Raw genomic sequence first — 25,869 nt, forward strand, 5'->3', positions numbered from 1 at the left:
ATGAACACCGCATTCCGCAAGAACCTGCCCGGCACCCAGCTAGACTACTTCGACGCGCGCGCCGCTGTCGATGCGATCCAGCCAGGCGCCTGGGACAAACTGCCATACACCTCGCGCGTACTGGCGGAAAATCTCGTGCGCCGCTGCGATCCGGCCACACTCAACGCTTCGCTGTCGCAGCTGATCGAGCGCAAGCGCGACCTGGACTTTCCGTGGTTCCCGGCGCGCGTGGTATGCCACGACATTCTGGGCCAGACCGCGCTGGTCGACCTGGCCGGCCTGCGCGATGCGATTGCGCTGCAAGGCGGGGATCCGGCGCTGGTCAATCCCGTGGTGCCGACGCAGCTGGTGGTGGACCATTCGCTGGCGGTGGAGTGCGGCGGCTTCGATCCGGACGCCTTCGACAAGAACCGCGCCATCGAAGATCGCCGCAATGAAGACCGCTTCGATTTCATCAACTGGACCAAGAAGGCGTTCAAGAACGTCGACGTGATCCCGCCGGGGAACGGCATCCTGCACCAGATTAATCTGGAGCGCATGTCGCCGGTGATCCAGTCCGTGGATGGCGTGGCCTTCCCGGATACGCTGGTTGGCACCGATTCGCATACGCCGATGGTCGATGCGCTGGGCGTGATCGCCATCGGCGTCGGCGGACTGGAAGCGGAAAGCGTAATGCTGGGACGCGCCTCGTGGATGCGTCTGCCGGACATCATCGGCGTTGAACTGAGCGGCAAGCCGCAGCCAGGCATCACCGCCACCGACATCGTGCTGGCGTTGACCGAATTCCTGCGCAAGCAGAAAGTGGTGTCGTCGTACCTGGAGTTCTATGGCGAAGGCGCCGCCCACCTGACCTTGGGCGACCGTGCGACCATCTCCAACATGGCGCCGGAATACGGCTCCACCGCCGCCATGTTCTACATCGATGCGCAAACCATCAAATACCTCAAGCTGACCGGCCGCGATGACGAAACGGTCAAACTGGTGGAAACCTACGCCAGGGAAACCGGCCTGTGGGGCGATGCGCTGGTGGGCGCCGAGTACGAGCGCGTGCTGAAGTTCGACCTGTCCACCGTGGTGCGTAATATCGCCGGCCCATCGAACCCGCACAACCGCGTGGCGACCAGCGACCTGGCCGCGCGCGGCATCAGCGGCGTGGTGGAGAACGAACCTGGCCTGATGCCGGACGGCGCCTGCATTATCGCCGCCATCACCAGCTGCACCAACACGAATAATCCACGCAATATGATCGCCGCCGGCCTGCTGGCCCGCAACGCCAACAAGCTTGGCCTGACGCGCAAGCCATGGGTGAAGTCGTCGCTGGCGCCTGGCTCCAAGACCGTGACGCTGTATCTGGAAGAGGCGGGTCTGCTGCCGGAGCTGGAGCAACTGGGCTTCGGCGTGGTGGCGTATGCCTGCACCTCCTGCAACGGCATGTCCGGCGCGCTGGACCCGGTGATCCAGAAAGAAGTCGTCGATCGCGACCTGTATGCAACAGCTGTCCTGTCGGGCAACCGCAATTTCGACGGCCGTATCCATCCGTATGCCAAGCAGGCTTTCTTGGCCTCGCCGCCGCTGGTGGTGGCGTATGCCATCGCTGGCACCATCCGCTTCGATATCGAGAAGGATGTGCTGGGCCACGACGCCAATGGTCATCCGATCACGCTGAAGGACATCTGGCCCTCGGACGAAGAGATCGACGCCATCGTCGCCAGCGCGGTCAAGCCGGAGCAGTTCCGCAAGGTCTACATTCCGATGTTCGCCAGGCAGGCGGATGACGGCATTTCGGTCAGCCCGCTGTATGACTGGCGTCCGCAAACCACCTATATCCGCCGCCCGCCGTACTGGGAAGGCGCGCTGGCAGGCGAACGCTCGCTGCGCGGCATGCGTCCGCTGGCGGTCCTTGGCGATAACATCACCACCGACCACCTGTCGCCGTCGAACGCCATCATGATGGATTCCGCCGCTGGCGAATACCTGCACAAAATGGGCTTGCCGGAAGAAGACTTCAATTCCTACGCGACCCACCGCGGCGACCACCTGACCGCGCAACGCGCCACCTTCGCCAATCCGACGCTGAAGAACGAGATGGTGCGCGACGCCGATGGCAAGGTCAAAGCCGGTTCGCTGGCGCGCGTGGAGCCGGAAGGCAAAGTGCTGCGTATGTGGGAAGCGATTGAAACCTATATGGACCGCAAGCAGCCGCTGATCATCGTGGCCGGCGCGGACTACGGCCAGGGCTCGTCGCGCGACTGGGCGGCCAAGGGTGTGCGGCTGGCGGGCGTGGAAGCGATTGTGGCTGAGGGCTTCGAACGCATCCACCGCACCAATCTGGTCGGCATGGGCGTGCTGCCGCTGGAATTCCAGCCGGGCGTGAACCGCCTGACGCTGGCGCTGGACGGCACTGAAACCTATGACGTGATCGGCGAACGCACGCCGCGCTCGACGCTGACGCTGGTGATTAACCGTCGCAACGGCGAACGCCTGCACGTGCCGGTGACCTGCCGCCTCGATACGGCGGAAGAAGTCTCGATCTACGAAGCCGGCGGCGTGCTGCAACGCTTCGCGCAGGACTTCCTCGAATCCGCAAAGGCTGCATGATGGCGCACAAACCTCAGATCAAAATCCCCGCCACCTATATGCGTGGCGGCACCAGCAAGGGCGTGTTCTTCCGCTTGCAGGATCTGCCGGAAGCGGCGCAGCAGCCGGGCGCCGCGCGCGACCAGTTGCTGCTGCGCGTGATCGGCAGCCCGGACCCATACGGCAAACAGATCGACGGCATGGGCGGCGCCACGTCCAGCACCAGCAAGACGGTGATCCTGTCGAAAAGCACGCGGCCGGATCACGACGTCGATTACCTGTTCGGTCAGGTCTCGATCGACAAGGCTTTCGTGGACTGGAGCGGCAACTGCGGCAACCTGTCGGCGGCGGTGGGCGCGTTCGCCATCAGCGGCGGTCTGGTTGACGCGGCGCGCGTGCCGCAGGACGGCGTGGCGGTGGTGCGCGTGTGGCAGGCCAATATCGGCAAGACCATCATCGCCCACATCCCGATGACCAACGGCGAAGTGCAGGAGACCGGCGACTTTGAACTGGACGGCGTCACCTTCCCGGCGGCAGAAGTCCAGCTGGAGTTCATGGACCCGGCGGCGGAAGAGGAGGGCGCAGGCGGTTCGATGTTCCCGACCGGCCAACTGGTGGACGATCTGGAAGTCCCCGGCGTCGGCACGCTGAAGGCGACCATGATCAACGCCGGCATTCCGACCATCTTCATCAACGCCGACGCTGTCGGCTACACCGGCACCGAACTGCAGGACGCCATCAACGGCGACACCAAGGCGCTGGCGATGTTCGAAACCATCCGCGCATATGGTGCGCTGCGCATGGGCCTTATCAAGGACCTGAACGAAGCGGCGACGCGCCAGCACACGCCGAAGGTGGCGTTCGTGGCGCCGCCTAAGGCCTACACCTCGTCCAGCGGCAAGCCGGTGGCGGCGGGCGATATCGATCTGCTGGTGCGTGCGCTCTCGATGGGCAAGCTGCATCACGCCATGATGGGCACGGCCGCTGTCGCCATCGGCACGGCCGCCGCCATTCCCGGCACGCTGGTGAACCTGGCGGCGGGCGGCGGCGAGCGTGGCGCGGTGCGCTTCGGCCATCCGTCCGGCACCTTGCGTGTCGGTGCGGAGGCGGTTCAGCAGAACGGAGAATGGTGCGTCAAAAAAGCGGTAATGAGCCGCAGCGCCCGCGTATTGATGGAAGGCTGGGTACGCGTACCCGCCTAAGCAGATACAGACTACCGGAGGAGACATGATGTACGCTGATTTTTATCAGCGCTCTATCGCCACGCCCGAACAATTCTGGCAGGACGAAGCTGCGCTCATCGACTGGAACACGCCGTTCACGCAAGTGCTGGATTATGACCATCCGCCGTTCGCCCGCTGGTTCGTGGGCGGCAAGACCAATCTGTGTCACAACGCGGTGGACCGCTGGTGCTTGCCGGGCGGGCAGGGCGACCAGCCCGCGCTGATCGCCATCTCCACCGAAACCAACACGGAGCGCAGCTACTCCTTCAACGAACTGCATGTGGAAGTCCAGCGCTGGGCGGCGATGATGCAGTCGCTCGGCGTGCGCAAGGGCGACCGTGTGCTGATCTACATGCCGATGATCGCCGAGGCGGCGTTCGCCATGCTGGCCTGCGCACGCATCGGCGCGGTGCACTCGGTGGTGTTCGGCGGTTTTGCGGCCCACAGCCTGGCCAGCCGCATCGACGACGCCAAGCCGGTACTGGTCGTCTCCGCCGACGCCGGCTCGCGCAACGGCAAACCGATTCCCTACAAGCCGCTGCTGGACGAGGCGATTGCGCTGTCGTCCGCCAAGCCGTCGCGCGTGCTGCTGGTCGATCGCGGCCTGGCGCCGATGAACCGTGTGGAAGGCCGCGACGTGGACTATGCCGCGCTGAGCGCCGCGCATCTGGCCGCGCATGTGCCGGTGACGTGGCTGGAATCGAACGAGCCTTCCTACGTGCTGTACACCTCCGGCACCACCGGCAAGCCGAAAGGCGTGCAGCGCGACGTCGGCGGCTACGCGGTGGCGCTGGCCTCTTCGATGAAGCACAACTTCTGCGCCAGGGCCGGCGAAACCTTCTTCGCCACCTCCGACATCGGCTGGGTGGTGGGGCACTCGTACATCGTCTACGGCCCGCTGATCGCCGGCATGGCGACCATCATGTACGAAGGCCTGCCGATTTGTCCCGACCCCGGCATCTGGTGGAGCATCGTCGAGAAGTACAAGGTCACGCGTATGTTCTCGGCGCCGACGGCGGTGCGCGTGCTGCGCAAGCAGCCGCCGGAATTCATGCGCAAGCACGACCTGTCGTCGCTGAAGGCGCTGTACCTGGCTGGCGAACCGCTGGATGAAACCACGTCGAGCTGGATCGCCGCCGAACTGGGCGTGCCGATCATCGACAACTACTGGCAGACCGAAACCGGCTGGCCGATCCTGTCGATCGCCAAGGGCATAGAAGACACGCCGACGCGGCTCGGCAGTCCCGGTGTGGCGATGTACGGCTACAACGTCCGCCTGATGAACGAAGCCACCGGCGAGGAGTGCGGCCCGACTGAAAAAGGCGTGCTGATGATCGAAGGTCCGCTGCCTCCCGGCTGCATGCAGACCGTGTACGGCGACGACCAGCGCTTTGTCGACACCTATTGGTCCGATGTCGGCGGCCGCATGCTGTATTCCACCTTCGACTGGGGCGTGCGCGATGCGGACGGCTATTACTTCATCCTTGGCCGCACCGACGATGTGATCAACGTCGCCGGCCACCGGCTCGGCACGCGCGAGATCGAGGAATCCATCACCAGCCATCCGAATGTGTCCGAGGTGGCGGTGGTCGGCGTGGCGGACAAGATCAAGGGGCAGGTGGCGGTGGCCTTCGCCATCCTGAAGGATGCGGCGGCGGGAACGCTTGAACAGGACGTGATGGCCGTGGTGGACCGCCAGCTTGGCGCGGTGGCGCGGCCGGCGCGCGTCTACTTCGTCACGCAGTTGCCGAAGACGCGCTCCGGCAAATTGCTGCGCCGCTCCATCCAGGCCATTTGCGAAGGCCGCAATCCGGGCGACCTGACATCGATAGAAGATCCATCGTCGCTGCAGCAGATTAAACAAGCGTTGTTGTAAGGCGCCGGTAAGGCTGCTCTTCTATTCTGCGTATAAGCTCGAATAGAAGAGCATCAATAACGGAGACACACAATGCACGACGACCTCGTACAGAAACTTAAGCACGACCCGAATTATCACAAGCTGGTCAAATCCCGCTCCCGCTTCGGCTGGACGCTCACCGCACTCATGATGGTGGTCTACTACGGCTACATCCTGCTGATCGCCTTCGACAAAGAATTCCTGGCCACGAAAACCGGCACCGGCGTCATGACCTGGGGCATGCCGATCGGCCTGTTCGTGATCGTCTTCACGGTGCTGATCACCGGCGTGTATGTACGCCGCGCCAATAACACTTACGATGAACTGACCCAAGCCATCCACGACAAGGTGAAAGCATGAGCATCTTGAAACGTATGATGGCGCCGGTTTTGCTGGCAACGTGTGGCGTCGCGCTGGCCGCAGGCGGAGACCTGGGCCAGGCCGTGCGCCAGCCGACCAACTGGACCGCGATCACCATGTTCGCGGTGTTCGTGCTGTTCACGCTGTACATCACCAAATGGGCGGCCAAGAAAACCCGCTCCGCGTCCGACTTCTACACCGCCGGCGGCGGCATCACCGGCTTCCAGAACGGCCTGGCGATCGCCGGCGACTTCATGTCGGCGGCGTCGTTCCTCGGCATTTCCGCATCCGTGTTCCTGAACGGTTACGATGGCCTGATCTACGCCATCGGCTTCCTGGTCGGCTGGCCGGTCATCACCTTCCTGATGGCTGAACGCCTGCGCAACCTGGGCCGCTTCACCTTCGCCGACGTGGCGGCGTACCGCTTCAAGCAGGCGCCGATCCGCATCTTCTCCGCTTCCGGCACGCTGGTGGTGGTGGCCTTCTACCTGATCGCGCAGATGGTCGGCGCCGGCCAGCTGATCAAGCTGCTGTTCGGCCTCGAATACTGGATCGCCGTGGTGCTGGTTGGTACGCTGATGATGATCTACGTGCTGTTCGGCGGCATGACGGCCACCACCTGGGTGCAGATCATCAAGGCGGTGATGCTGCTGGGCGGCGCCAGCTTCATGGCGTTTGCCGTGCTGGGCCAGTTCCACTTCAGCCCTGAAGCGCTGTTCGCCAAAGCGGTTGAACTGCATGCCAAAAAAGATGAAATCATGGGGCCAGGCACCTTTATCAAAGACCCTGTCTCGGCGATCTCGTTCGGCATGGCGCTGATGTTCGGCACCGCCGGCCTGCCGCACATCCTGATGCGTTTCTTCACCGTGCCAAGCGCGAAGGAAGCACGCAAGTCGGTGTTCTGGGCCACCACCTGGATCGCTTACTTCTACATCCTGACCTTCATCATCGGTTTCGGCGCCATCGTTTTGGTCAGCATCAATCCTGAATTCAAGGACGCCGCGGGCAAACTCCTGGGTGGTAACAACATGGCGGCGGTGCACCTGGCCAAAGCGGTCGGCGGCAATATCTTCCTGGGCTTCATCTCGGCCGTGGCGTTCGCCACCATCCTGGCCGTGGTGGCCGGCCTGACGCTGTCCGGCGCATCGGCCGTGTCGCACGACCTGTATGCCACCGTGATCGCCAAGGGCAAAGCCAGCGGCGCCAGCGAACTGAAAGTATCGAAGATCACCACCATCGCACTGGGTATCGTCGCCGTGGTGCTGGGCATCGCGTTCGAGAAGCAGAACATCGCCTTCATGGTGTCGCTGGCGTTTGCGATTGCCGCCTCGGCCAACTTCCCGGTCCTGTTCATGTCCGTGCTGTGGAAGAACTGCACCACGCGCGGCGCCACCATCGGCGGCTTTATCGGCCTGACGCTGGCGCTGGTGATGACCGTGCTGTCCAAGTCCGTGTGGGTGGATGTGCTGGGCAATGCCCATGAACTGTTCCCATACGCTTCGCCGGCCATCTTCTCGATGCCGGCCGGCTTCCTCGGCATCTGGCTGTTCTCGGTGCTGGACAAGAGCGACCGCGCGCGCATCGACCGCGCCGGCTACGAAGCGCAGCAGATGCGCTCCGAAACCGGCATCGGCGCCGCCGGCGCCAGCGCGCACTGATATAAATAGCAACTTCCAGCAAAGACAATGCCCGGTTCGCCGGGCATTGTCGTTTTAGCGGCGCACATAAACCACATTGATGGCGATCCCCCGCATTGTGGTTTATGATCTGCCGACTATGACCGTTCCGCTCCCCCAAGCCACAGAATTCCAGCGCGATGAGCGCGAAGAGCAGCTGCGCCGCATGCTGCTGGAACAGAAGGCCATTTTCGATAACGCGTCGGTCGGCATCCTGTTCAGCAAATCGCAGGTCATGTTGAGCTGTAACGCGCGCATGGCGGAGATGTTCGGCTACGCACCGGGCGAGATGGAAGGGCTGCATTCGGCGGTGGTGTTCCGCTCGCCGGAAATCTACGAGGAGTTCGGCCGCGAGGCGGCGCCGTTGTTGAGCGCCGGCCAGCCGTTCGAAAAGCCCGCGCAGCAGTTCAGGCGCAAGGACGGCAGCTTTTTCTGGTGCCGCGTGCGCGCCAACGCGGTCGACTTCGAACATCGCGGCGGCGGCACCATCTGGATACTGGAAGACGTCACGCACTCGCGGCAGACGCAGATGGAGGTCGAGGCGATCATGACCAACGCTTCGATGAGCATCCTGTTCACCAAGAACCGCATCATCACGCGCTACAACCGCGGCTTTGCCGAGATGTTCCGCTACGATGAGCAGTCCTGCCTTGGCCTGCCGGGCCGCGCGCTGTATCCGTCGCAGGAGGCCTACGACAAGCTGGGCGCCGAGGCCTATCCTTTCCTCTCCATCGGCAAGCCGTTCCAGACCGAGATCGAAATGCGCCGCTCGGACGGCACCAACTTGTGGGCGCAGTTGATCGGCTACGTGGTCAATCCGGAAGATCCGACGCAGGGCACGATCTGGGTCATCGAAGACCGCACCGAACAGAAACGCGCGGAGGAGGCGCTGCGCAACGCGCTGCTGGAGAACCAGGCGATCCTCGACAGCGCGGTGCTGGGCATCTCGGTGGTGGAGAATGGCCGCAACCTGCGCTGCAACCGCAAGATGGAAGAGTTGTTCGGCTATGCGCCGGGCGAGATGAATCACCTGAGCATCCAGGCTTTTTACGCCGACAGGGCCGCATGGGAGAACGCCCGCGCCGAAACCGTGCGCGACTTCCGCGCCGGCCGCGTCAACGTCTCGGAATATGAGCTGGTGCGCAAGGATGGCAGCACCTTCTGGGCGCGCCTGTCCGGCCGGCCGTTCGACCTGGCGCAGGCCGGCGGCCGCTCGGTGTGGCTGGTGGACGACATCACCGCGCGGCGCGAAGCGGCGGAAGCGGTGGCCCGCGCGCGCGACGAACTGGAACTGCGGGTGCAGGAACGCACCGCCGAACTGGCCGGCGCCAATGCGCAGCTGCAGGGCGAGATCGTCGAACGCCGCCAGGCGGAGGCGCGGGTGCACCACATGGCGTATCACGACAGCCTGACCGGCCTGCCGAACCGCGCGCTGCTGTCGGACCGGCTGGACCGCTCGATGCTGGCGGCGCAGCGCTTCGATCGCAAGCTGGCCGTGATGTTCATCGACCTGGATCGCTTCAAGACCATCAACGATTCGCTCGGCCACATGACCGGCGACCAGCTGCTGAAGGAAGTGGCCACGCGCCTGTGCAGCGCGGTGCGCGCCAGCGATACCGTGGCCAGGCTGGGCGGCGACGAATTCGTGGTGCTGGTGCCGGGCATCCGCGCGCCCGACGAGGCGGGGCAGGTGGCCGAGAAAATCATCGAGGCGCTGTCGGAAGACTTTCCGCTGGAGGGGCGCAAGCTGCACATCACGCCGTCGATCGGCATCAGCATCTATCCGGACGACGGCGGCGACGTGGAAACGCTGATGCGCAATGCAGACGGCGCCATGTACCACGCCAAGGCCAGCGGCCGCAATAACTACCAGTTCTTCAAGGAGTCGATGAACCAGACGGCGGCGCGCCACTTCGAGCTGGAGTCCAGCCTGCGCGGCGCCCTGGCGGCCAACGAGTTCGAGCTGTACTTCCAGCCCATCATGGACATCGGCACGCGCCGCCTGCATGCGATGGAAGTACTGCTGCGCTGGCGGCGCGGCGGCGCCGAACTGGTGACGCCGGACCAGTTCATTCCCATCATCGAGGAAAACGGCATGATCGTGCCGATCGGCGAGTGGGTGATACGCCAGGCCTGCAAGCAAAGCATGCTGTGGCAAAGCCAGGGCATGCTGCCGGTGCCGCTGGCGGTCAACCTGTCACCGCGCCAGTTCATGCATCGCGGGCTGCTGGAGTCGATCCGCTGCATACTCGACGAGACGGGCATCGACCCGGCGCTGATCGAATTCGAAATCACCGAGACGGCGCTGATGCAGCACGGCGAGCAGACGCTGGAAATCCTCGGCCACATCAACGCCATGGGCATCCGCCTGTCGATCGACGATTTCGGCACCGGCTATTCATCGCTGGCCTACCTGAAGCGCTTCCCGGTCAAGAAGATCAAGATCGACCGCGCCTTCATCAAGGACCTGGAAGAGAGCGCGGAAGACCGCGCCATCGTGGCGGCGATCATCGCGCTGTCGGACAGCCGGCAGCTGTCGGTGGTGGCGGAGGGTGTGGAGACGGAAGGGCAGTACGCGCTGCTGCAGCGGCACGGCTGCCAGTTCGCGCAGGGTTATCTGTTCTCGCAGCCGGTGCCGCACATGACGGCCCAGCTGCTGTTGCCGCGCTGCTGATCAGCGTTTAATTATCAGCTGAAGGTGGCGATCACCGGCGTGTGGTCGGACGGTTGTTCCCATTTGCGCGGCACGCGGTCGATGACGCAGGCGGTGCAGCGCTGTTTCAGCGCATCGGACAGCAGCAGGTGGTCGATGCGCAGGCCCTTGTTGAGGCGGAAGCCCAGGCCGCGATAGTCCCACCAGCTATATGACTTTTCCGGCTGCTCGAACATGCGGAAGGCGTCGGTCAGGCCGAGGTCCAGCAGGCGCTTGAGCTGCGCGCGCTCCGGCTCGGACACATGGACCATGCCTTCCCAGGCGGCCGGGTCGTGCACGTCGCGGTCTTCCGGCGCGATGTTGTAGTCACCCACCACGGCCAGTTGCGGATAGGCGGCCGCCTGTTCGGCGATCCAGTCGTGGAAGGCGTTCAGCCAGGCCATCTTGTACTCGAATTTGTCGGAACCGACCGCCTGGCCGTTGGGCACATAGGCGCACACCACGCGCACGCCGTCGACGGTGCCGGCGATGATGCGCTGCTGCGGATCGTCGAATTTGGGGTTGTTCTTGACGATGTCGTGGATCGGCAGGCGCGAGATCAGGGCCACGCCGTTATAGGTTTTTTGCCCGGTGTAGGCGACGTGATAGCCGGCCGCTTCCAGTTGCGCCAGCGGGAACTTGTCGTCGGTTAATTTTGTTTCCTGGATCGCTAGCACATCAGTGGGGTTTTCCTCTAGCCACTTCATAACGTGCGGCAGTCTTACGTTCAAAGAGTTAACATTCCAGGTAGCTATTTTCATGGCAGGGTTGCTTTCGTGCGGGTTCTAGTAACTAGCATCTTACAGCATCGCGGATTTAACACATCCAGTATCAACTTGCAAAGTTTTATGAAAAAACATGAAAAACCCTTTCCCAAGTACGGTGCAGGCCCTAGAATGTTGCAAAATGTGTGAAATCGCAAAAAGATTGCCAATACTGTCTCCTAGTTATCAAAATATAACCTAAGGACGAGACAAAATAAGCAAAATAGAAATATACTAGCGAAAACGGCTTGGAAAACTTGTGTTTCCGTCTAGCAATCGACTAAGCGTAATTTAAGTATCTTTTTGTGTTGTGATGGCGCAATAAATGATACTATACGGAAATTACTTGTGGAATTTACAGTGAATCGCGCCTGGCGCATTTACAAAGGAATAAAAAATGCGAACTGCATTTGAGGCATGGGCACAGCGCGACGGCCATATCGTACGTCGCCGTGAAGACAAGCCAGACGAGTACCTGGTCTTCGAAACGCAACGCCGCTGGGTGATCTGGCAAGCGGCGCTGGAACATGGCAAAACGCCGGGCGGCCGTAAAACCGCCGCGCAGAAGGAAGCCGCCGCCGCCGAGAAGCGCGCGGCTGCCGCCGTGCAGCGTCCGCCAGCGATCAATCCTGACGAAGCCGCCGTGCGCAATCAGGTGCTGAACGAAGTGCTGGATGCCTTCTCCACGCTGGGCGGTGAGCGCGGCATGGACGACATCCTGAAGGTGGTTCAGGGTCTGAAGAAGAAGCAGGAAGAGCAGGCCGAGCAGCCTGTCGCCGTGCGCACTGCGGACCGTCACAACGCGTAAAGTGCAAGGCTTTACGCCGCTTGATCAAGCAAATAAAAGCACCGGCGGGCTGCTACACTGGTCTGACTCCATTGAATAGAGACAGACCATGTATCTCCGCCCCGCCGCTGCGGTAATTGCGCTCCTGGCCGCCATGGCTGGTTGCGCCTCTCTGACCGAATCCACCGAACAAAGCGTGCTGGTGCAAACCGTGCTCGATCACCGCGAGATCGCGGGCGTCGGCTGCGTGCTGTATAACGACGTCGGCAAATGGTTTGTCACCACGCCGGGCCGCGTGACGCTGCGCAAGAGCGCGGGACCGCTGCGCATTGATTGCCAGAAGGCGGACAAGGGCTGGGCGTATGAGAAGGTCGAGTCCAAGGTGGACGGCAACCTGTGGGGGAATCTGGCGCTGACGGCGGGTGTCGGCTACATCGTCGACAAGAATACCGGCGCGGGCTATGACTATCCGGCCACGCTGACCGTTGTCATGCATCCCGCGCAGGAAAAAGAAGAAGGGCCAGCGCCGGCGGCCGGCGTGACCCTGTTCTGAATTAAGCGCGGCCGATCAGGAAGTTCGACAGCAGCGGCACCGGACGGCCGGTAGCGCCTTTCGCGCCGCCCGATTTCCACGCGGTGCCGGCGATATCCAGGTGCGCCCAGGTGTATTTGCGGGTGAAGTTTTCCAGGAACGCAGCAGCCGTGCACGACGCGCCGCCCGGCGTGCCGATGTTGGCCAGATCCGCGAAGTTGGACTTCAACTGCTCGTTGTACTCTTCGCCGATCGGCAGGCGCCAGGCGGTGTCGCCGGCGTTTTTACCCGCAGCCATGATCTCGTCGGCCAGCTTGTTGTGGACCTCGTCGTCGCGCGTGAACAGGCCGCTCTTGTGGTGGCCCAGGGCGACGATGCAGGCGCCGGTCAGCGTGGCGATGTCGATCACGGCGGCCGGGTTGAAGCGCTCGGCATAAGCCAGCGCATCGCACAGCACCAGGCGGCCTTCGGCATCGGTGTTCAGGATTTCGATGGTCAGACCGTTCATCGAGGTGACGATGTCGCCCGGCTTGGTGGCGCGGCCCGACGGCATGTTCTCGCAGGCGGCGATCACGCCGATCACGTTCAGCTTCAGGTTCATCTCGCCGATGGCGCGGAAGGTGCCCAGCACCGAGGCGGCGCCGCCCATGTCGTACTTCATCTCGTCCATGCCAGGACCGGCCTTCAGCGAAATGCCGCCGGTGTCGAAGGTGATGCCTTTACCGACCAGCACCACCGGCGCATCCTTGGCCTTGCCGCCCATGTGCTTGAGGATGATGAACTTCGGCGGCTGCTCGCTGCCGTTGGTGACGGACAGGAAGCTGTTCATTTTCAGCGCTTCCAGCTGTTTGCGGTCCAGCACTTCCACGTCGAACTTGTAGTCCTTGCCCAGTTTCTTGGCGGTGTTGGCCAGGTAGGTCGGGGTGCAGACGTTGGCCGACAGGTTGCCCAGTTCCTTGGTCAGGTCCATGCCGTTGGCGATGGCGATGGCTTGCGCCAGCGCGGTCTTGGTCTCGGCGTTGGCCGGCACGGCCAGGGCGATTTTCTTCACGCCGGCAGGCGCCGGATCTTTCTTGCTCTTCTGGCCATCGGTGCGGAACACCGACTCGTGCGCGCTCTGCACCACGCAGCGGATCGCCCAATTCACGTCGCGCTCTTTCACTTCGGTCGCCGGCAGTGCGATAATAGCGTCGCTCGTGCCCAGGGTGGCGAAGACTTTCAGCGCCGCAGCCACGCCGCCGGCAAAGCTTTTCTCGCTGACCGCTTCATCGCTGCCCAGGCCGACCAGCAGCACGCGTTCGGCGCTGGCGCCTTTGACGCCGCGCAGCAGCAGGGTGGTGCCGGTTTTGCCGGTGATGTCGCCGGACTTCAGCGCAGCCGTGATTTCACCAGCGCCGTCCAGCGCCTTGGCAGCTTGCGACAGCTTTTTGTTCTCGAAGACCGCGACGGCGATGACGCCGGCTTTGGCCGTAGCGATGGTGTTTTTTGTGTCGAATGCTTTTATGCTAAAGTCCATTTGATTCTCCGTGTCGTGTACGTACTTAAAACTTGTGGTCCCGTATAGCGTATATATGGGCCAAACTACCGAATTATAATCTTCAATGATATTTCAACGCGCCCTACGACGAGAAATGGCCAGTGCCGCCGGCGCCAGCTTCACCGTGTTGTTCAGCATTAGCGTCACCTGGACACTGATCGGTGTTCTCGGCAAGGCCGCCGGCGGCAAGGCCGCCTCCAGTGACGTGATCGCGCTGATCGCTTTCGCCGTGCTGAATTATCTGCCAACTCTCGTCATCCTCACCAGCTTTATTTCGGTGCTGATGGTGGTCACGCGGACCTACCGCGATTCCGAAATGGTGGTGTGGTTCGCCTCGGGCCTGAGCCTGACGCGCTGGATAGGTCCGGTGCTGACCTTCGGCCTGCCGCTGGTGCTGATCACCGCCGGCCTGAGTTTCGTCGCTACGCCATGGGCCAAGCAGAAAAGCCTGGAGTACGTGGAGCGCTTCGAGAAGCGCGAAGACCTGCAGAAGGTCTCGCCCGGCCAGTTCAAGGAATCGGCGTCGGCCAACCGCATCTTCTTCGTCGAGGGCGTGGCCGGCAAGACGGCCGTGGTGCAGAACGTGTTCGTCAACACGGTCGATGAACACGGCACCGCCGTCATCGTCGCGCGCGAGGGCGTGGTCAACAACGGACCGAAAGGCGAGCGCTATCTGGTGCTGAAGAACGGCCGCCGCTACCAGGGCACGCCAGGCCAATCGGACTTCCAGACCATGGAATTCGACAGCTACAGCATGCGCGTGACGCAGCAGACGCAGGATCTCGACGCCGACCGCGACGCGGTGGCCCTGCCGACCATGGAGCTGCTGCAGAAAACCGATCCCGTCTCGCGCGCCGAACTGCTGTGGCGCATGGCGCAGCCGCTCACCTGCCTGGTGCTGATCCTGCTGGCGGTGCCGCTGGGCTTCGTCAATCCGCGCGCGGGCAGCTCGGCCAATCTGATCATCGCGCTGCTGGTGTTCTTCAGCTATAACAACTTCGTCAAGCTGGTGGAGGCCAGCGTCAAGCAGGGCAAGGACAGCTTCGCGCTGTCGTGGTGGCCGCTGCATTTGCTGGCGTTGCTGACCGTGGTCGGCCTGTTCGCATGGCGGTTGAACCTGAATCACCGCTACCACCCGATGGCGCTGGTGGCCGCGTACAAGCGTTCGCGCAACAAGAAAGACTGATCGCATGAAAATCCTGCAACGCTATTTCGCAGTCTCGATTCTGCAAGCGGTGGCCTTTGTGCTGGTGGCGTTCCTGGCGCTGCAAGCCTTCATGGACCTGACCGGCGAACTGCCGTCGGTCGGCAAGAACGGCTACGAGATCCAGTACGCCTTCCTGTATGTGCTGGTGCAGCTGCCGGCCCACGTGTATGAAGTGATGCCGCTGGCGGCGCTGATCGGCACCATCTACACCATGGCGCAGTTTGCGGCCACGTCGGAATTCACCATCATGCGCGCGTCCAGCATGTCGACCGGCATGGTGGCGTGGATGCTGGCCAAGATCGGCCTGGTGCTGGTGATTATCACCTTCATCTTCGGCGAACTGATTGCACCGCGCACCGCGCCGCTGGCCGACAAGATCAAGCTGAGCGCCCGTGGCGCGGCCATTTCGTCGGAGTTCCGCTCCGGTCTGTGGACCAAGGATATCGTCAAGTCCGACGGCATGACCGGCACCGTCATCGGCTCGCGCTTTTTCAACGTGCGCCAAGTGCGTCCGGACGGCACGCTGATCGACGTCAAGCTGTACGAGTTCGACACCAGTTTCCGCCTGCGCTCCATCACGCTGGCCAAGACCGGCACCTTCCAGGGCAATAACAAGTGGCTGCTGAGCGATGTGACGGAAAACCTGTTCAGCAATCCGCAACTGCTCAAGCCGGGCGCGGAAGCCAATCTTGAAAATAACTTTGCGCAGGAATCGAGCATGATCGAAACCCGCCACAGCGCCACCAAGGATCTGCTGTCGGAGATCACGCCGAAGATCCTGGCGGTGGCCGGTTCCGATCCGGAGCGCATGTCCGCCAATGAGCTGGCCGTGTACACCCGCCACCTGCAGGAGAACAAGCAGGAGACGGAGCGCTTCAAGATCGCCTTCTGGAAGAAACTGTTCGATCCGCTGGCCATCTTCGTGCTGATGGCGCTGGCCCTGCCGTTCGGCTACCTGCACACGCGGAGCGGTGGCGTGAGCCTGAAAATCTTCGTCGGCATTATGATAGGCGTGAGCTTCCTGCTGGTGAATACGCTGTTCTCGCACCTCGGCCTGCTGAGCACCTGGCCGGCGATCATGACGGCGGTTGCGCCGAGTTTGTTGTTCCTGCTGCTGGCGCTATGGGCCTTGTGGTGGGTGGAGCGGCACTAGATGAGTCAACAACGTGCACTGATTCTGTTTGCGCATGGCGCCCGCGCGGCGTCGTGGGCGGCGCCGTTCGAACGGCTGCGCGACCTGACGCAGGCGCGCCAGCCGGGCGTGCGCGTGGTGCTGGCGTTTCTGGAGCTGATGCAGCCACGCCTGCCGGAGGTGACGGCGGCGCTGATCGCCGATGGCGTCAGCGACATCACCGTGGTGCCGGTGTTCCTCGGACAGGGCGGCCATGTGCTGCGCGACCTGCCGTTGATGGTCGACGAGCTGCGCGCCGCCCATCCGCAAGCCGCCATCACCGTGGTGGAGGCGGCCGGCGAGAACGAAGCGGTGCTCAATGCGCTGTCCGACTACTGCGTCAACGCGCTAGGGCATCCGTCGCCAGACTGACAGCGGCACCTGCCCGTCCGGCCGCGCCGGCACGCGGTAGCTCAGTTCATCCCCCTTCAATTCATAGCGGCGCTCCTGCCGCGTGCCTTCCCAGTTTGCAAAGCCGGCGCTCTCGATGATGAAGGTCAGCGTGCGCGAAGGCTCGTCGATGGCCAGCCGGCCGAAGTGCGTGCTCGATCCTTCGACGGCGGCGCGGAATTCCTGCGGCGTGCCGGACTTCTTGTCGCCGCCGGCAAAGCGCGGCCGTTCCCGCTGGTAGATCTGCACCGAGTAGCGGCCGTCGGTGTCGATCATCATCACGCCGCTGGGTGCTTCGCCGTAGTCGTGCACGCGCGTTCCATCCGCTTGCAGGCGGTCGGCGGCGACCAGCTTCCAGGTGCCGGCCAGCGCAAAGGGCTGGGCGGCCATCGCGGCCTGGTGCGCGGGCACCCACATCATCAGGCAAAACAGGCGGTTCAACAGTTTCATCGCATCTTCCTTTCAAATAAGGACACGATAGCGGCGATTCCATCTGCGCAAAATTAGCAAAACATGCGCGCAATGTGTGCATAATTGCACAATGAGCCAACCTAACTGGGACGACCTGCGCTTCTTCCTTGCCCTGCACGACGCCGGTACGCTGTCGGGCGCCGCGCGCGCGGCCGGCGTCGAGCACACCACCGTGGCGCGGCGCATCGACGCGCTGGAGGAGAAGCTCGCGGTCAAGCTGTTCGACCGTTTTCCGAAAGGCTGGTCGCTGACGGCGGCCGGCAAGGCGCTGGTGCCGCACGCGCGCAAGATGGAAGAGAGCCTGCACGGCTTGATGCGCGAAGCCAGCGGCACCACGGCGCTGACCGGCAAGGTGCGCGTGTCGGCGCCGCCGGCGGTGACTGCCTGGGTGCTGGCGCCGCGCTTGCCGCCGGCGCTGCACCGGCTGCCGGGCATCGAACTGGATCTGCGCGCCGAATTGCGCGTGACGGATCTGATGCGGCGCGAATCGGACATCGCGCTGCGCTACACGCGTCCCACGGCGCCGGGGCTGGCGGTGCGCAGCGTGGCGACGGTGACCTACCGGCTGTGCGCCACCGAAGCCTACCTGGCCTCGCGCTCGCCGGAGCAGTGGGAGTTCCTGGGCTATGACGAATTGCTGCAGCACGCGCCGCAGCATCAATGGCTGGAAAAGATACGAGGCACGCGGCGCTGCTATATGCGCGCCAACGACCTTGGCACCTTGTACCAGGCCACGCTGGCGGGCAGCGGCGTGGCGGTGCTGCCGGATTATTTTCCGCTGGCGGGACTGGTGGAGATCGAAGCGCCGCTATGCCCGATCAAGCGCAAGCTGTGGATAGTGATGCATGAAGACGTGCGCCGCGCGGCGCCGGTGCGCGCCGTCGCCGACGAGATCATCGCGCTGTTTACTTCCGTGGGATGATCTTGACTTCGTAGATCTTCGGCCAGAGCTTGCCGGTGACGAACAGGCGTTTTTTCTCGGCGTCGTAAGCGATGCCGTTCATGACGTTTTCGCCGTTCGGGCCTTTGCCGGCTTCCGGATACAGCTTGCTGAAATCAATCCAGCCGGTGATCTTGCCGGTGTTCTGGTCGATGCGGGCGATGGTGTTGGTGTGCCAGATGTTGGCGAAGATTTCGCCGTCCACCACTTCCAGTTCGTTGAGCTGGTCCACGGCGATGCCGTCCGCCGTCACCTTTACGCGGCGAACTTCCAGGAAGGTTTTCGGATCGAGGAAGCGCAGCGTGGCGGTGCCGTCGCTCATCACCAGTTCCTTGCCGTTCTGAGAGAGGCCCCAGCCTTCGCCGGGATAGGCGAACTGGTTTTTCAGCTCGAAGGTTTTCAGGTCGAACACGAAGCCGGTCTGCGTCTGCCAGGTCAGGCCCACCAGGGTGTCGCCCCAGGCCGTTAGGCCCTCGCCGAAGTACTGCGGCGGGATGTCCTTGCTCTGCAAGACCTTGCCGGTCTCCAGGTTTACCTTGCGGATCGACGACTTGCCGCTCAAGCCGGTGCTCTCGTACAGGAAGCCGTCGCGGTACAGCAGGCCTTCGGTGAAGGCCTGCGTATCGTGCGGATAGCTGCGCACCACCTTGAAATCGTAGGTGGGCAGGGCGGCCGACGCGACGACCGGCCACAGGGCGGAGAGGAGGAGGGCTTGCGCGACAATCTTTTTCACTATGCAGTCACCGAATTTTGTAGTTCAACCATGGCGTCCAGCGTGGTGCCGGGAGCTGCCAGCTCCGCTTGCACGCAGGCGCGCGCTTCGGGCGCCTGCACCAGATCCACAGCCTGGCGGCGGGCGCGCTCCGACGCAGCAGTATCGCCGCAGCCGTCTAGCAAGTCCAGTACCAGCGACACTTCGATGATGTAGTTGTACACGTCGGCCAGCAGTTCGGCGATGCCTTCGTTGGTCAGCGCGTTGATATTGTTCTTCAGCTGATTCAGGTTGGCCGCCGCTTGCGCCAGGTGCTGCTCGGGATCGGGCAGGTAGCGGCGCGCCAGCGCGAAGTCGCCGCAGACCATGATCGAGCGCAGCGCGGCCAGTCCCACCTGCTGCGCCAGCGGCTCAGGCAGGCGCTGGAACAGGTGATAGGTATGCTGCAAGTCGCCCAGCTTGTCGTTGAGGATGTGGATATCGTTGAACAGGCCGGCGTCGGCCGGCGCGGCCAGCAGCTGCGCCGTCAGGCGGTCGCGCAGCTCGACCAGCGCGCGGCGCGCCGGCAGGTGTTCGCTCGCCAGCCTGGCCCACGAAGACAGCACGTAGGACAGCCGCAGCGAGGCGGTGGCGGGATCTTGGGCGGTGGCGTCGAACAGCCAGACGTAATCCGCCAGCGCGGCGTCAAATTCGCCGGCGGCGTGGGCGCTCCAGGCGCGTTCCAGTCGTTGAACAGTGTCCATTGCAACCTCTTGTGATAGGAGTGGACATTTTAATACCGAAAGAGGGAAGTCAGGCGCGGAGTTGGGTAGCTATTGGGCCGCTACTCTCTGTATTGAAGCGCTGATGCGGACGCGCGCGCATTGCTTCGCCTATCATCACCAGCACCGGGCCATGTGGCGTGCCGAGGCCTTGCGCCAGGCGGGCGATGTCGATGCGGTGGATTTGCTGGTCGGCGCGGCTGACGTTTTCGATCACCACCACCGGCTTGTCCGGCGCGTGGCCGTGCGCCAGCAGGCGCTCGGCGGTGGCGATGGCTTCGCGGCCGCCCATGTACTGCACCAGCGTGTCGGTTTCGGGAATGGCATCGTGGTCCGCATGTTCCGGCGCGGTGGACGAGGTGAAAAAGGCGACGCTGCGGGCCACGCCGCGTTTGGTCAGCGGCTGCCGGGTGGCCGCCGCCGCCGCGACGGCGGTGGTGATGCCGGGGACGACTTCGACGGCGATGCCGGCTTCTTCCAGCGCGCGCAGCTCTTCGTCGGCGCGGCCGAACAGCATCGGGTCGCCGCCCTTGAGCCGCACCACCAGCGACGCGCGGCCGGCGGCTTCCACCAGCTGCTGGTTGATGAGCTGCTGCGCCACCGAACGCTGGCCGCTGCGCTTGCCGACGGAGATTTTTTCCGCCTGCGGGCACAGTTCCAGCATCTCGGGCGTCACCAGTGCGTCGTGCAGCACGATGTCGGCTTGCGCCAGCAGGCGCGCGCCGCGTACGGTGATCAAGTCCTGGGCGCCGGGGCCGGCGCCGATCAAATACACCTTCCCGAGTGCCGGCATGGCGTTACAGGCGGATCATGCCTGCGGCGACGGTCTGGTGCGTCACCTCGTCGATCAGGATGAAGGCGCCGGTGGCGCGGATGTCGCTGTAGGCGTCGGCCGCCAGCGGCTGCTGCACGGTCAGGCCGATGCGCGCGATGTCGTTCAGCTTCAGTCCTTCGGCGCCGTGGCGCTGCTGGGTGTTGATGTCCAGCAGGGACTCGATCGCCGTCACCTTGGCGGAAGTCTGCTTGGTGCCGTGCTTGATCCAGTACTTGCGGCGCTGGTCCAGCGGCTCGTCGGACATCCAGCAGACGTCGGCCTGCAGCTGTTTCAGCTGGGTGGCCGGCTGCTCGGCGCTGGCCAGCAGGTCGCCGCGCGAGATGTCCAGGTATTCGTTCAGCAGCAGCGTGATCGACTGGCCCACCACCGCCGACTGGTGCGAACCTTCCAGCGTCAGGATGTCCTTCACTGTCGCGCTCTGGCCCGAAGGCTGCACCACCAGCTTGTCGCCCACCGACACCTTGCCGGCTTCGATGCGGCCCATGTAGCCGCGGAAGTCATTGGCTTCGTGGCCGTTGTGGCGCGCCACCAGCTGCACCGGGAAGCGGAACGGCGCATCGTGCGATTCGTCGTACACCGACAGCGATTCCAGCAGCTCGATCAGCGTCGGGCCCTGATACCAGTCCAGCTTCTCGCTCTTTTCCACCACGTTGTCGCCGGTCAGGGCGGACAGCGGAATCGGCGTGATGTCCTTCAGTCCCAGGCTGGCGGCGAATTCGCCGTATGCCTTGACGATGCGGTCGTAGATGCCCTGGTCGTAGTTCACCAGGTCCATCTTGTTGACGGCCACGATCACGTGCTCGATCTGCAGCAGGTGGGCGATGGTCGAGTGGCGCTTGGTCTGGATCAGCAGATCGACGCCGCCGTCCTCGCGCAGCTTCACTTTCGATACATCGACCAGGATGATGACCGCGTCGGCGGTCGAGGCGCCGGTCACCATGTTGCGGGTGTACTGCTCGTGGCCCGGCGTGTCGGCGATGATGAACTTGCGCTTCGGCGTGGCGAAGTAGCGGTAGGCCACGTCGATGGTGATGCCTTGTTCGCGTTCGGCTTCCAGGCCGTCGGTCAGCAGCGACAGGTCGACGGTGTCGCCGACGGTGCGCTTGTGCTTGGAGCGCGACATGGCGTCCAGCTGGTCGGCAAAAATGCCTTTGCTGTCGAACAGCAGGCGGCCGATCAGGGTGGACTTGCCGTCATCGACGGAACCGGCGGTGATGAAGCGCAGCAGTCCGCGCTCGTTGGTATTAGTGCTCATTAGAAGTATCCTGCTTTTTTACGTTTTTCCATCGATGCTTCGGACGTCTGGTCGTCCATGCGGGTGGCGCCGCGCTCGGTCACCTGGGTGATCGCGGTCTCCGCGATGATCTGGTCCACCGTGGCCGCGTCCGAGGACACCGGGCAGGTGCAGGAGATATCGCCCACGGTGCGGAAGCGCACCACCTGCGTTTCGACGGTTTCGCCTTCGCGCGCCGGCGTCAGGTCGGTCAGCGGCACCAGCAGGCCGTTGCGCGGAATGACCTTGCGTTCGTGGGCGAAGTAGATCGGTGGCAGTTCCAGCTTTTCGCGTGCGATGTACTGCCACACATCCAGCTCGGTCCAGTTCGAGATCGGGAAAACGCGCATGTTTTCGCCGGGATGAACGCGGGTGTTATACAGATCCCATAGTTCCGGACGTTGCGATTTCGGGTCCCATTGGCCGAATTCGTCGCGGAAGGAGAAGATGCGCTCCTTGGCGCGGGCCTTCTCTTCGTCGCGGCGGGCGCCGCCGATGCAGGCGTCGAAGCCATGTTCGGCGATGGTTTCCAGCAGCGTCACCGCCTGCGCGGCGTTGCGCGAATCGGTTTGCGGATTACGCAGGCGCACCGTGCCCTTGCGGATCGATTCTTCCACCGAGCCGACGATCAGACGTTCGCCCAGTTCGGCCACGCGCTTGTCGCGGAAGGTGATGACTTCCTCAAAATTGTGGCCGGTATCGACGTGCACCAGCGGGAACGGAAATTTGCCGGGGCGGAAAGCCTTCTCCGCGATGCGCAGCAGGACCACCGAGTCTTTACCGCCCGAGAACAGCAGGGCAGGGTTGCTGCATTCGGCCGCTACTTCGCGCATGATGTGGATCGCTTCGGACTCCAGAGCGTCGAGGTGGCGCGCGTTTACGTGCACGTTGTTTTCTACTAAAGCGTTCATTGGATCTCTTTCAAGCTGCAACAGATTTAATGCGTATCAGTTTGCCGTCGACGACGTGCAGGCCGCACTCTTTCGATTCCGGGTTCTCCCACCACCAGCGGCCGGCGCGGACATCCTCGCCTGGTTCGATGGCGCGGGTACACGGCTCGCAGCCGATCGACGGATAACCTTGATCGTGCAGCGCGTTGTAAGGCACGTTGTTGTCGCGGATGTAGTGCCACACATCCTCCTCCGACCAATCGGCCAGCGGATTAAACTTGGTCATGAAGTGCGCCGCATCGTCTTCCTCCACCATCAGCGAGCCGCGGGTGGCGGCCTGCGCGCGGCGCTGGCCGGTGACCCAGGCCTTCTTGCCCAGCAAAGCGCGGCCCAGCGGCTCGACCTTGCGGATGCGGCAGCATTCCTTGCGCATCTCGACGCTGTCGTAAAAGGCGTTCAGGCCATTCTGCGCGACGTAGGCGTCCACCGCTTCGGTCTGCGGCTTGAACACCGCGATCTCGTAGCCGTAATGCGCCTTCACCTTGTCCAGCATGGCCAGCGTTTCCTTGTGCAGGCGGCCGGTTTCGAGCGAGAAGATGCCGATGTCGTACCGGCCCTTCAGGATCAAATCGGTCAGCACCATGTCTTCCGCCGCCAGTGAGGAGGCGAAGACGGCCGGGGTAAAGTCGCTGGCGATGCGGGACAGCGTGGCGCGCGTGTCCGCAATCAGCTTGCTCAGGTCACTCATCACTGCTCCAATCAGATACCGGCGCCGTCGTTGTTGACGCTCGCCGGCGCGGGACGCGCGAAGCGGCGGAACAGCGGCACTTTCTGGTCGACCGACGCCTGGTAGGTTTCGGAGAAATCGGACAGGCCTTTCAATGCGTCGTGCACGTCGCGGTCGGACCGCACCGAGTAGGCGTTGAAGCCCACGCGCTGCATCGAGAACAGCTGGTCGCGCAACACGTCGCCGATGGCGCGCAGTTCGCCGGTCCAGCCCAGGCGGGTGCGCAGGTTGTAGGCAATCGAGTAACCGCGGCCGTCGGTAAATTTCGGGAAGTCGACAGCCACCACCGGGAAGCGGGACAGGTCGTCCTTGATTGCTTCCGGACGCTCGTCGCTGGCGATCCAGACGCCGATCTCGCCGGCGTTGGCACGCGCGGCCAGCAGTTCGCGCTGCACCAGCCACAGGCTTTGCGGCACGATGAATTTGCCGGCCGGGACGGACACGGTGGCCGGATCGTGCGGCGGCGCGCCGTCAACCGGTTCGGCCAGGCGCAGCACCTGCCAGTCATCCTCGACGACTTCGCGGCCCTTGATAATCAGGTTCTTCACTTCAGACATATTCATCCTCTCCCACCAGGCGGCCGCCTTTTTCAGCGATCGGCGTGGCGTACACAAATTCCTTGAACGGGGCGACGCCGATGCGCTGCACGCAGGCGGCAAACGATTCGTCTTCAAAACGGTCGCGCAGGTAGACCTGCAGCAGGCGGTCGATCACTTCCGGCATTTGCAGCGCGGAGAACGACGGGCCGATGATCTTGCCGATGGCGGCGTGGTTGCCTTGCGCGCCGCCGATCGACACCTGATACCATTCGCTGCCGTCCTTGTCGACGCCCAGCACGCCGATGCTGCCGACGTGGTGGTGGCCGCAGGCGTTGATGCAGCCCGAGATATTCAGTTCGATCTCGCCGATGTCGTGCTGGTAGTCGAGGTTCTCGAAGCGTTCCGAAATGGCGGCGGCGATCGGCAGCGACTTGGCGTTGGCCAGCGAGCAGAAGTCGCCGCCAGGGCAGCAGATCATGTCGGTCAGCAGGCCGATGTTCGGCGTCGCCAGGCCGTGCGCCTTGGCTTCCTGCCACAGCGCGAACAACTGCGCCTGTTCGACGTCGGCCAGCACCACGTTCTGTTCGTGGGTCACGCGCAGTTCGCCGAAGCTGTAGCGGTCCGACAGGTCGGCCATGAAGTCCATCTGCTCGGCGGTGGCGTCGCCCGGCGGCACGCCGGTTTTCTTCAGCGACAGCACCACGGCGGCGTAGCCAGGTTGCTTGTGCGGCTTGACGTTGCGGCTGACCCAGTTGGCGAAGGCCTTGTTGCCGGCCTGCTCGGCGACCACGTCGGTGTCTGCCAGCTGCTTGTAGGCAGGCGGCTGGAAGTAGTCGATCACGCGCTGCATCTCTTCCACGGTCAGGGTTTCAGGGCCGTCTTTCAGGTCGACCCATTCCTCCTCGACCTGGCGGGTGAATTCCTCCACACCCACGGCTTTCAGCAGGATCTTGATGCGGGCCTTGTATTTGTTGTCGCGGCGGCCGTACTGGTTATACACGCGCATCACGGCTTCGGTGTAGGTCAGCAGGTGCTGCCACGGCAGGAATTCGCGGATCACGCTGCCGATGATCGGCGTGCGGCCCATGCCGCCGCCGGCCATGAATTTGAAACCGACTTCGCCGGCTTCGTTGCGCACCACGGTCAGGCCGATGTCGTGGATGGCGATGGCGGCGCGGTCTTCCAGGGCGCCGTTGATGGCGACCTTGAATTTGCGCGGCAGCGCCAGGAATTCCGGGTGGAAGGTCGACCACTGGCGCAGCACCTCGGCGTAGGGACGCGGATCGATGATCTCGTCGGCGGCCACGCCGGCATACGGATCGGAGGTGGTGTTGCGGATGCAGTTGCCGGAAGTCTGGATGGCGTGCATCTCCACCGAGGCCAGGTCGGTCAGGATGTCCGGGGTCTGTTCCAGCTCAACCCAGTTAAACTGAATGTTTTGACGGGTGGTGAAGTGACCATAGCCGCGGTCGTACTTGCGGGCGATATGGCCGAACATGCGCATCTGCTTGCTCGCCAGCAGGCCGTACGGCACGGCGATGCGCAACATGTAGGCGTGCCGCTGCAGGTACAGGCCGTTTTGCAGGCGCAGCGGCAGGAATTCGGCTTCGGTCAGCTCATCGGCGAGGCGGCGGCGTACCTGGTCGCGGTACTGGGCGATGCGCTCACGGACGATGAGGTGGTCGTATTGGTCGTATTGATACATGTATATTCTTCCTGGATAGTCGCTGATTCCCCAAACTAGGCCTAATAGTAATAAACTTCGTCTTTATTCCATACGACTTAGTCTTTATTTGCTTATATAAGGATTGGGCATAAGCATGGACGCTAAAAATTTTAAGATGGGCC

Annotated in this window: 23 protein-coding genes; 12 read left to right on the top strand and 11 right to left on the bottom strand. The window is 63.2% G+C overall.

What is annotated here, in order from left to right:
- The 6 genes from acnD to GJ695_RS23560 all read left to right on the top strand — a co-directional run bounded on the left by acnD (position 1) and on the right by GJ695_RS23560 (position 10,407).
- Positions 1-2,598, top strand: a complete 2,598-nt coding sequence (acnD, locus tag GJ695_RS23535) for a Fe/S-dependent 2-methylisocitrate dehydratase AcnD (protein ID WP_154369107.1) — start codon at positions 1-3, stop codon at positions 2,596-2,598.
- On the top strand, positions 2,598-3,779 hold the full coding sequence (gene prpF, locus GJ695_RS23540) for a 2-methylaconitate cis-trans isomerase PrpF (RefSeq protein ID WP_154369150.1): 1,182 nt from the start codon (positions 2,598-2,600) through the stop codon (positions 3,777-3,779). Before acnD ends, prpF begins: the two co-directional genes overlap by 1 nt.
- A gap of 25 nt (positions 3,780-3,804) precedes the next feature.
- Positions 3,805-5,676 (top strand): propionate--CoA ligase, encoded by a 1,872-nt coding sequence (locus GJ695_RS23545; RefSeq protein WP_154369109.1) that lies wholly within the window; start codon positions 3,805-3,807, stop codon positions 5,674-5,676.
- Positions 5,677-5,748: 72 nt separating this feature from the next.
- Positions 5,749-6,057, top strand: coding sequence for a DUF485 domain-containing protein (locus GJ695_RS23550; RefSeq protein ID WP_154369111.1), 309 nt, complete (start codon positions 5,749-5,751; stop codon positions 6,055-6,057).
- Positions 6,054-7,715 (top strand): cation acetate symporter, encoded by a 1,662-nt coding sequence (locus GJ695_RS23555; RefSeq protein WP_154369113.1) that lies wholly within the window; start codon positions 6,054-6,056, stop codon positions 7,713-7,715. The genes GJ695_RS23550 and GJ695_RS23555 overlap by 4 nt, the downstream gene beginning before the upstream one ends.
- Positions 7,716-7,833: 118 nt before the next feature.
- Positions 7,834-10,407 (top strand): sensor domain-containing protein, encoded by a 2,574-nt coding sequence (locus tag GJ695_RS23560; RefSeq protein WP_154369115.1) that lies wholly within the window; start codon positions 7,834-7,836, stop codon positions 10,405-10,407.
- 14 nt (positions 10,408-10,421) lie between these two features.
- Here the strand turns inward: GJ695_RS23560 and xth are convergent, their stop codons facing one another.
- Positions 10,422-11,186 (bottom strand): exodeoxyribonuclease III, encoded by a 765-nt coding sequence (gene xth, locus GJ695_RS23565; protein ID WP_154369117.1) that lies wholly within the window; start codon positions 11,184-11,186, stop codon positions 10,422-10,424.
- A 400-nt stretch (positions 11,187-11,586) separates the two neighbouring features.
- On the opposite strand from xth, the gene GJ695_RS23570 reads away from it, so the two are divergent.
- Together GJ695_RS23570 and GJ695_RS23575 are read left to right on the top strand one after the other, a co-directional pair.
- Positions 11,587-11,997, top strand: a complete 411-nt coding sequence (locus GJ695_RS23570) for a phiTE_015 family protein (protein WP_154369119.1) — start codon at positions 11,587-11,589, stop codon at positions 11,995-11,997.
- Positions 11,998-12,085: 88 nt separating this feature from the next.
- Entirely contained in the window at positions 12,086-12,529 is a 444-nt protein-coding gene (locus tag GJ695_RS23575; protein WP_229260617.1) for a hypothetical protein, read from the top strand.
- Position 12,530: 1 nt separating this feature from the next.
- On the opposite strand, the gene GJ695_RS23580 is transcribed toward GJ695_RS23575, so the two are convergent.
- Entirely contained in the window at positions 12,531-14,024 is a 1,494-nt protein-coding gene (locus GJ695_RS23580) for a leucyl aminopeptidase (RefSeq protein ID WP_154369121.1), read from the bottom strand.
- Between the two features lie 115 nt (positions 14,025-14,139).
- On the opposite strand from GJ695_RS23580, the gene lptF reads away from it, so the two are divergent.
- Genes lptF through GJ695_RS23595 form a run of 3 tightly spaced genes read left to right on the top strand, consistent with a single transcriptional unit; the run spans position 14,140 to position 16,795 of the window.
- Positions 14,140-15,231: an LPS export ABC transporter permease LptF gene (gene lptF / locus GJ695_RS23585; RefSeq protein ID WP_229260618.1), complete on the top strand. Its 1,092-nt coding sequence runs from the start codon at positions 14,140-14,142 to the stop codon at positions 15,229-15,231.
- 4 nt (positions 15,232-15,235) lie between these two features.
- Positions 15,236-16,405: an LPS export ABC transporter permease LptG gene (gene lptG, locus GJ695_RS23590; RefSeq protein ID WP_154369125.1), complete on the top strand. Its 1,170-nt coding sequence runs from the start codon at positions 15,236-15,238 to the stop codon at positions 16,403-16,405.
- Entirely contained in the window at positions 16,406-16,795 is a 390-nt protein-coding gene (locus tag GJ695_RS23595; protein WP_154369127.1) for a sirohydrochlorin chelatase, read from the top strand. It begins immediately after the preceding gene.
- Here GJ695_RS23595 and GJ695_RS23600 read toward each other — a convergent pair.
- Positions 16,772-17,263 carry a lipocalin-like domain-containing protein gene (locus GJ695_RS23600; RefSeq protein WP_154369128.1) on the bottom strand — a complete coding sequence of 164 codons (492 nt, stop codon included), beginning with the start codon at positions 17,261-17,263 and terminating at the stop codon, positions 16,772-16,774. The two genes, GJ695_RS23595 and GJ695_RS23600, sit on opposite strands and share 24 nt — an antisense overlap.
- A gap of 91 nt (positions 17,264-17,354) precedes the next feature.
- Here GJ695_RS23600 and GJ695_RS23605 point away from each other — a divergent pair, with 91 nt between their 5' ends.
- Positions 17,355-18,206: a LysR family transcriptional regulator gene (locus tag GJ695_RS23605; protein ID WP_154369130.1), complete on the top strand. Its 852-nt coding sequence runs from the start codon at positions 17,355-17,357 to the stop codon at positions 18,204-18,206.
- Here GJ695_RS23605 and GJ695_RS23610 read toward each other — a convergent pair.
- Genes GJ695_RS23610 through GJ695_RS23645 form a run of 8 tightly spaced genes read right to left on the bottom strand, consistent with a single transcriptional unit; the run spans position 18,190 to position 25,726 of the window.
- Positions 18,190-18,957, bottom strand: coding sequence for a glutaminyl-peptide cyclotransferase (locus GJ695_RS23610; RefSeq protein ID WP_166455312.1), 768 nt, complete (start codon positions 18,955-18,957; stop codon positions 18,190-18,192). The two genes, GJ695_RS23605 and GJ695_RS23610, sit on opposite strands and share 17 nt — an antisense overlap.
- A complete protein-coding gene (locus tag GJ695_RS23615) occupies positions 18,957-19,679 on the bottom strand; it encodes a hypothetical protein (RefSeq protein ID WP_154369131.1) in 723 nt (240 codons plus the stop codon). The genes GJ695_RS23610 and GJ695_RS23615 overlap by 1 nt, the downstream gene beginning before the upstream one ends.
- A gap of 49 nt (positions 19,680-19,728) precedes the next feature.
- Complete coding sequence (cobA, locus tag GJ695_RS23620) at positions 19,729-20,490, bottom strand: uroporphyrinogen-III C-methyltransferase (RefSeq protein ID WP_154369133.1); 762 nt, start codon at positions 20,488-20,490, stop codon at positions 19,729-19,731.
- Positions 20,491-20,494: 4 nt separating this feature from the next.
- Positions 20,495-21,787, bottom strand: a complete 1,293-nt coding sequence (locus GJ695_RS23625) for a sulfate adenylyltransferase subunit 1 (RefSeq protein WP_154369135.1) — start codon at positions 21,785-21,787, stop codon at positions 20,495-20,497.
- Positions 21,787-22,716 (bottom strand): sulfate adenylyltransferase subunit CysD, encoded by a 930-nt coding sequence (cysD, locus tag GJ695_RS23630; RefSeq protein WP_154359471.1) that lies wholly within the window; start codon positions 22,714-22,716, stop codon positions 21,787-21,789. The genes GJ695_RS23625 and cysD overlap by 1 nt, the downstream gene beginning before the upstream one ends.
- Before the next feature lie 10 nt (positions 22,717-22,726).
- A complete protein-coding gene (locus tag GJ695_RS23635; protein ID WP_154369137.1) occupies positions 22,727-23,443 on the bottom strand; it encodes a phosphoadenylyl-sulfate reductase in 717 nt (238 codons plus the stop codon).
- An 11-nt stretch (positions 23,444-23,454) separates the two neighbouring features.
- On the bottom strand, positions 23,455-24,039 hold the full coding sequence (locus GJ695_RS23640; protein ID WP_154369139.1) for a DUF934 domain-containing protein: 585 nt from the start codon (positions 24,037-24,039) through the stop codon (positions 23,455-23,457).
- Positions 24,032-25,726 carry a nitrite/sulfite reductase gene (locus tag GJ695_RS23645; RefSeq protein WP_154369141.1) on the bottom strand — a complete coding sequence of 565 codons (1,695 nt, stop codon included), beginning with the start codon at positions 25,724-25,726 and terminating at the stop codon, positions 24,032-24,034. Before GJ695_RS23645 ends, GJ695_RS23640 begins: the two co-directional genes overlap by 8 nt.
- Positions 25,727-25,869 lie beyond the last annotated feature (143 nt).

The sequence above is a fragment of the Duganella alba genome, assembly GCF_009674495.1.
In the GTDB taxonomy this organism is placed as follows: Bacteria; Pseudomonadota; Gammaproteobacteria; order Burkholderiales; family Burkholderiaceae_D; genus Rugamonas; species Rugamonas alba.

Bases quoted from the DNA above. Each gene is read 5' to 3' on its own strand.
- acnD (WP_154369107.1), top strand. From the start codon at position 1: ATGAACACCGCATTCCGCAAGAACCTGCCCGGCACCCAGCTAGACTAC.
- prpF (WP_154369150.1), top strand. From the start codon at position 2,598: ATGGCGCACAAACCTCAGATCAAAATCCCCGCCACCTATATGCGTGGC.
- GJ695_RS23545 (WP_154369109.1), top strand. From the start codon at position 3,805: ATGATGTACGCTGATTTTTATCAGCGCTCTATCGCCACGCCCGAACAA.
- GJ695_RS23550 (WP_154369111.1), top strand. From the start codon at position 5,749: ATGCACGACGACCTCGTACAGAAACTTAAGCACGACCCGAATTATCAC.
- GJ695_RS23555 (WP_154369113.1), top strand. From the start codon at position 6,054: ATGAGCATCTTGAAACGTATGATGGCGCCGGTTTTGCTGGCAACGTGT.
- GJ695_RS23560 (WP_154369115.1), top strand. From the start codon at position 7,834: ATGACCGTTCCGCTCCCCCAAGCCACAGAATTCCAGCGCGATGAGCGC.
- xth (WP_154369117.1), bottom strand. From the start codon at position 11,186: ATGAAAATAGCTACCTGGAATGTTAACTCTTTGAACGTAAGACTGCCG.
- GJ695_RS23570 (WP_154369119.1), top strand. From the start codon at position 11,587: ATGCGAACTGCATTTGAGGCATGGGCACAGCGCGACGGCCATATCGTA.
- GJ695_RS23575 (WP_229260617.1), top strand. From the start codon at position 12,086: ATGTATCTCCGCCCCGCCGCTGCGGTAATTGCGCTCCTGGCCGCCATG.
- GJ695_RS23580 (WP_154369121.1), bottom strand. From the start codon at position 14,024: ATGGACTTTAGCATAAAAGCATTCGACACAAAAAACACCATCGCTACG.
- lptF (WP_229260618.1), top strand. From the start codon at position 14,140: ATGGCCAGTGCCGCCGGCGCCAGCTTCACCGTGTTGTTCAGCATTAGC.
- lptG (WP_154369125.1), top strand. From the start codon at position 15,236: ATGAAAATCCTGCAACGCTATTTCGCAGTCTCGATTCTGCAAGCGGTG.
- GJ695_RS23595 (WP_154369127.1), top strand. From the start codon at position 16,406: ATGAGTCAACAACGTGCACTGATTCTGTTTGCGCATGGCGCCCGCGCG.
- GJ695_RS23600 (WP_154369128.1), bottom strand. From the start codon at position 17,263: ATGAAACTGTTGAACCGCCTGTTTTGCCTGATGATGTGGGTGCCCGCG.
- GJ695_RS23605 (WP_154369130.1), top strand. From the start codon at position 17,355: ATGAGCCAACCTAACTGGGACGACCTGCGCTTCTTCCTTGCCCTGCAC.
- GJ695_RS23615 (WP_154369131.1), bottom strand. From the start codon at position 19,679: ATGGACACTGTTCAACGACTGGAACGCGCCTGGAGCGCCCACGCCGCC.
- cobA (WP_154369133.1), bottom strand. From the start codon at position 20,490: ATGCCGGCACTCGGGAAGGTGTATTTGATCGGCGCCGGCCCCGGCGCC.
- GJ695_RS23625 (WP_154369135.1), bottom strand. From the start codon at position 21,787: ATGAGCACTAATACCAACGAGCGCGGACTGCTGCGCTTCATCACCGCC.
- cysD (WP_154359471.1), bottom strand. From the start codon at position 22,716: ATGAACGCTTTAGTAGAAAACAACGTGCACGTAAACGCGCGCCACCTC.
- GJ695_RS23635 (WP_154369137.1), bottom strand. From the start codon at position 23,443: ATGAGTGACCTGAGCAAGCTGATTGCGGACACGCGCGCCACGCTGTCC.
- GJ695_RS23640 (WP_154369139.1), bottom strand. From the start codon at position 24,039: ATGTCTGAAGTGAAGAACCTGATTATCAAGGGCCGCGAAGTCGTCGAG.
- GJ695_RS23645 (WP_154369141.1), bottom strand. From the start codon at position 25,726: ATGTATCAATACGACCAATACGACCACCTCATCGTCCGTGAGCGCATC.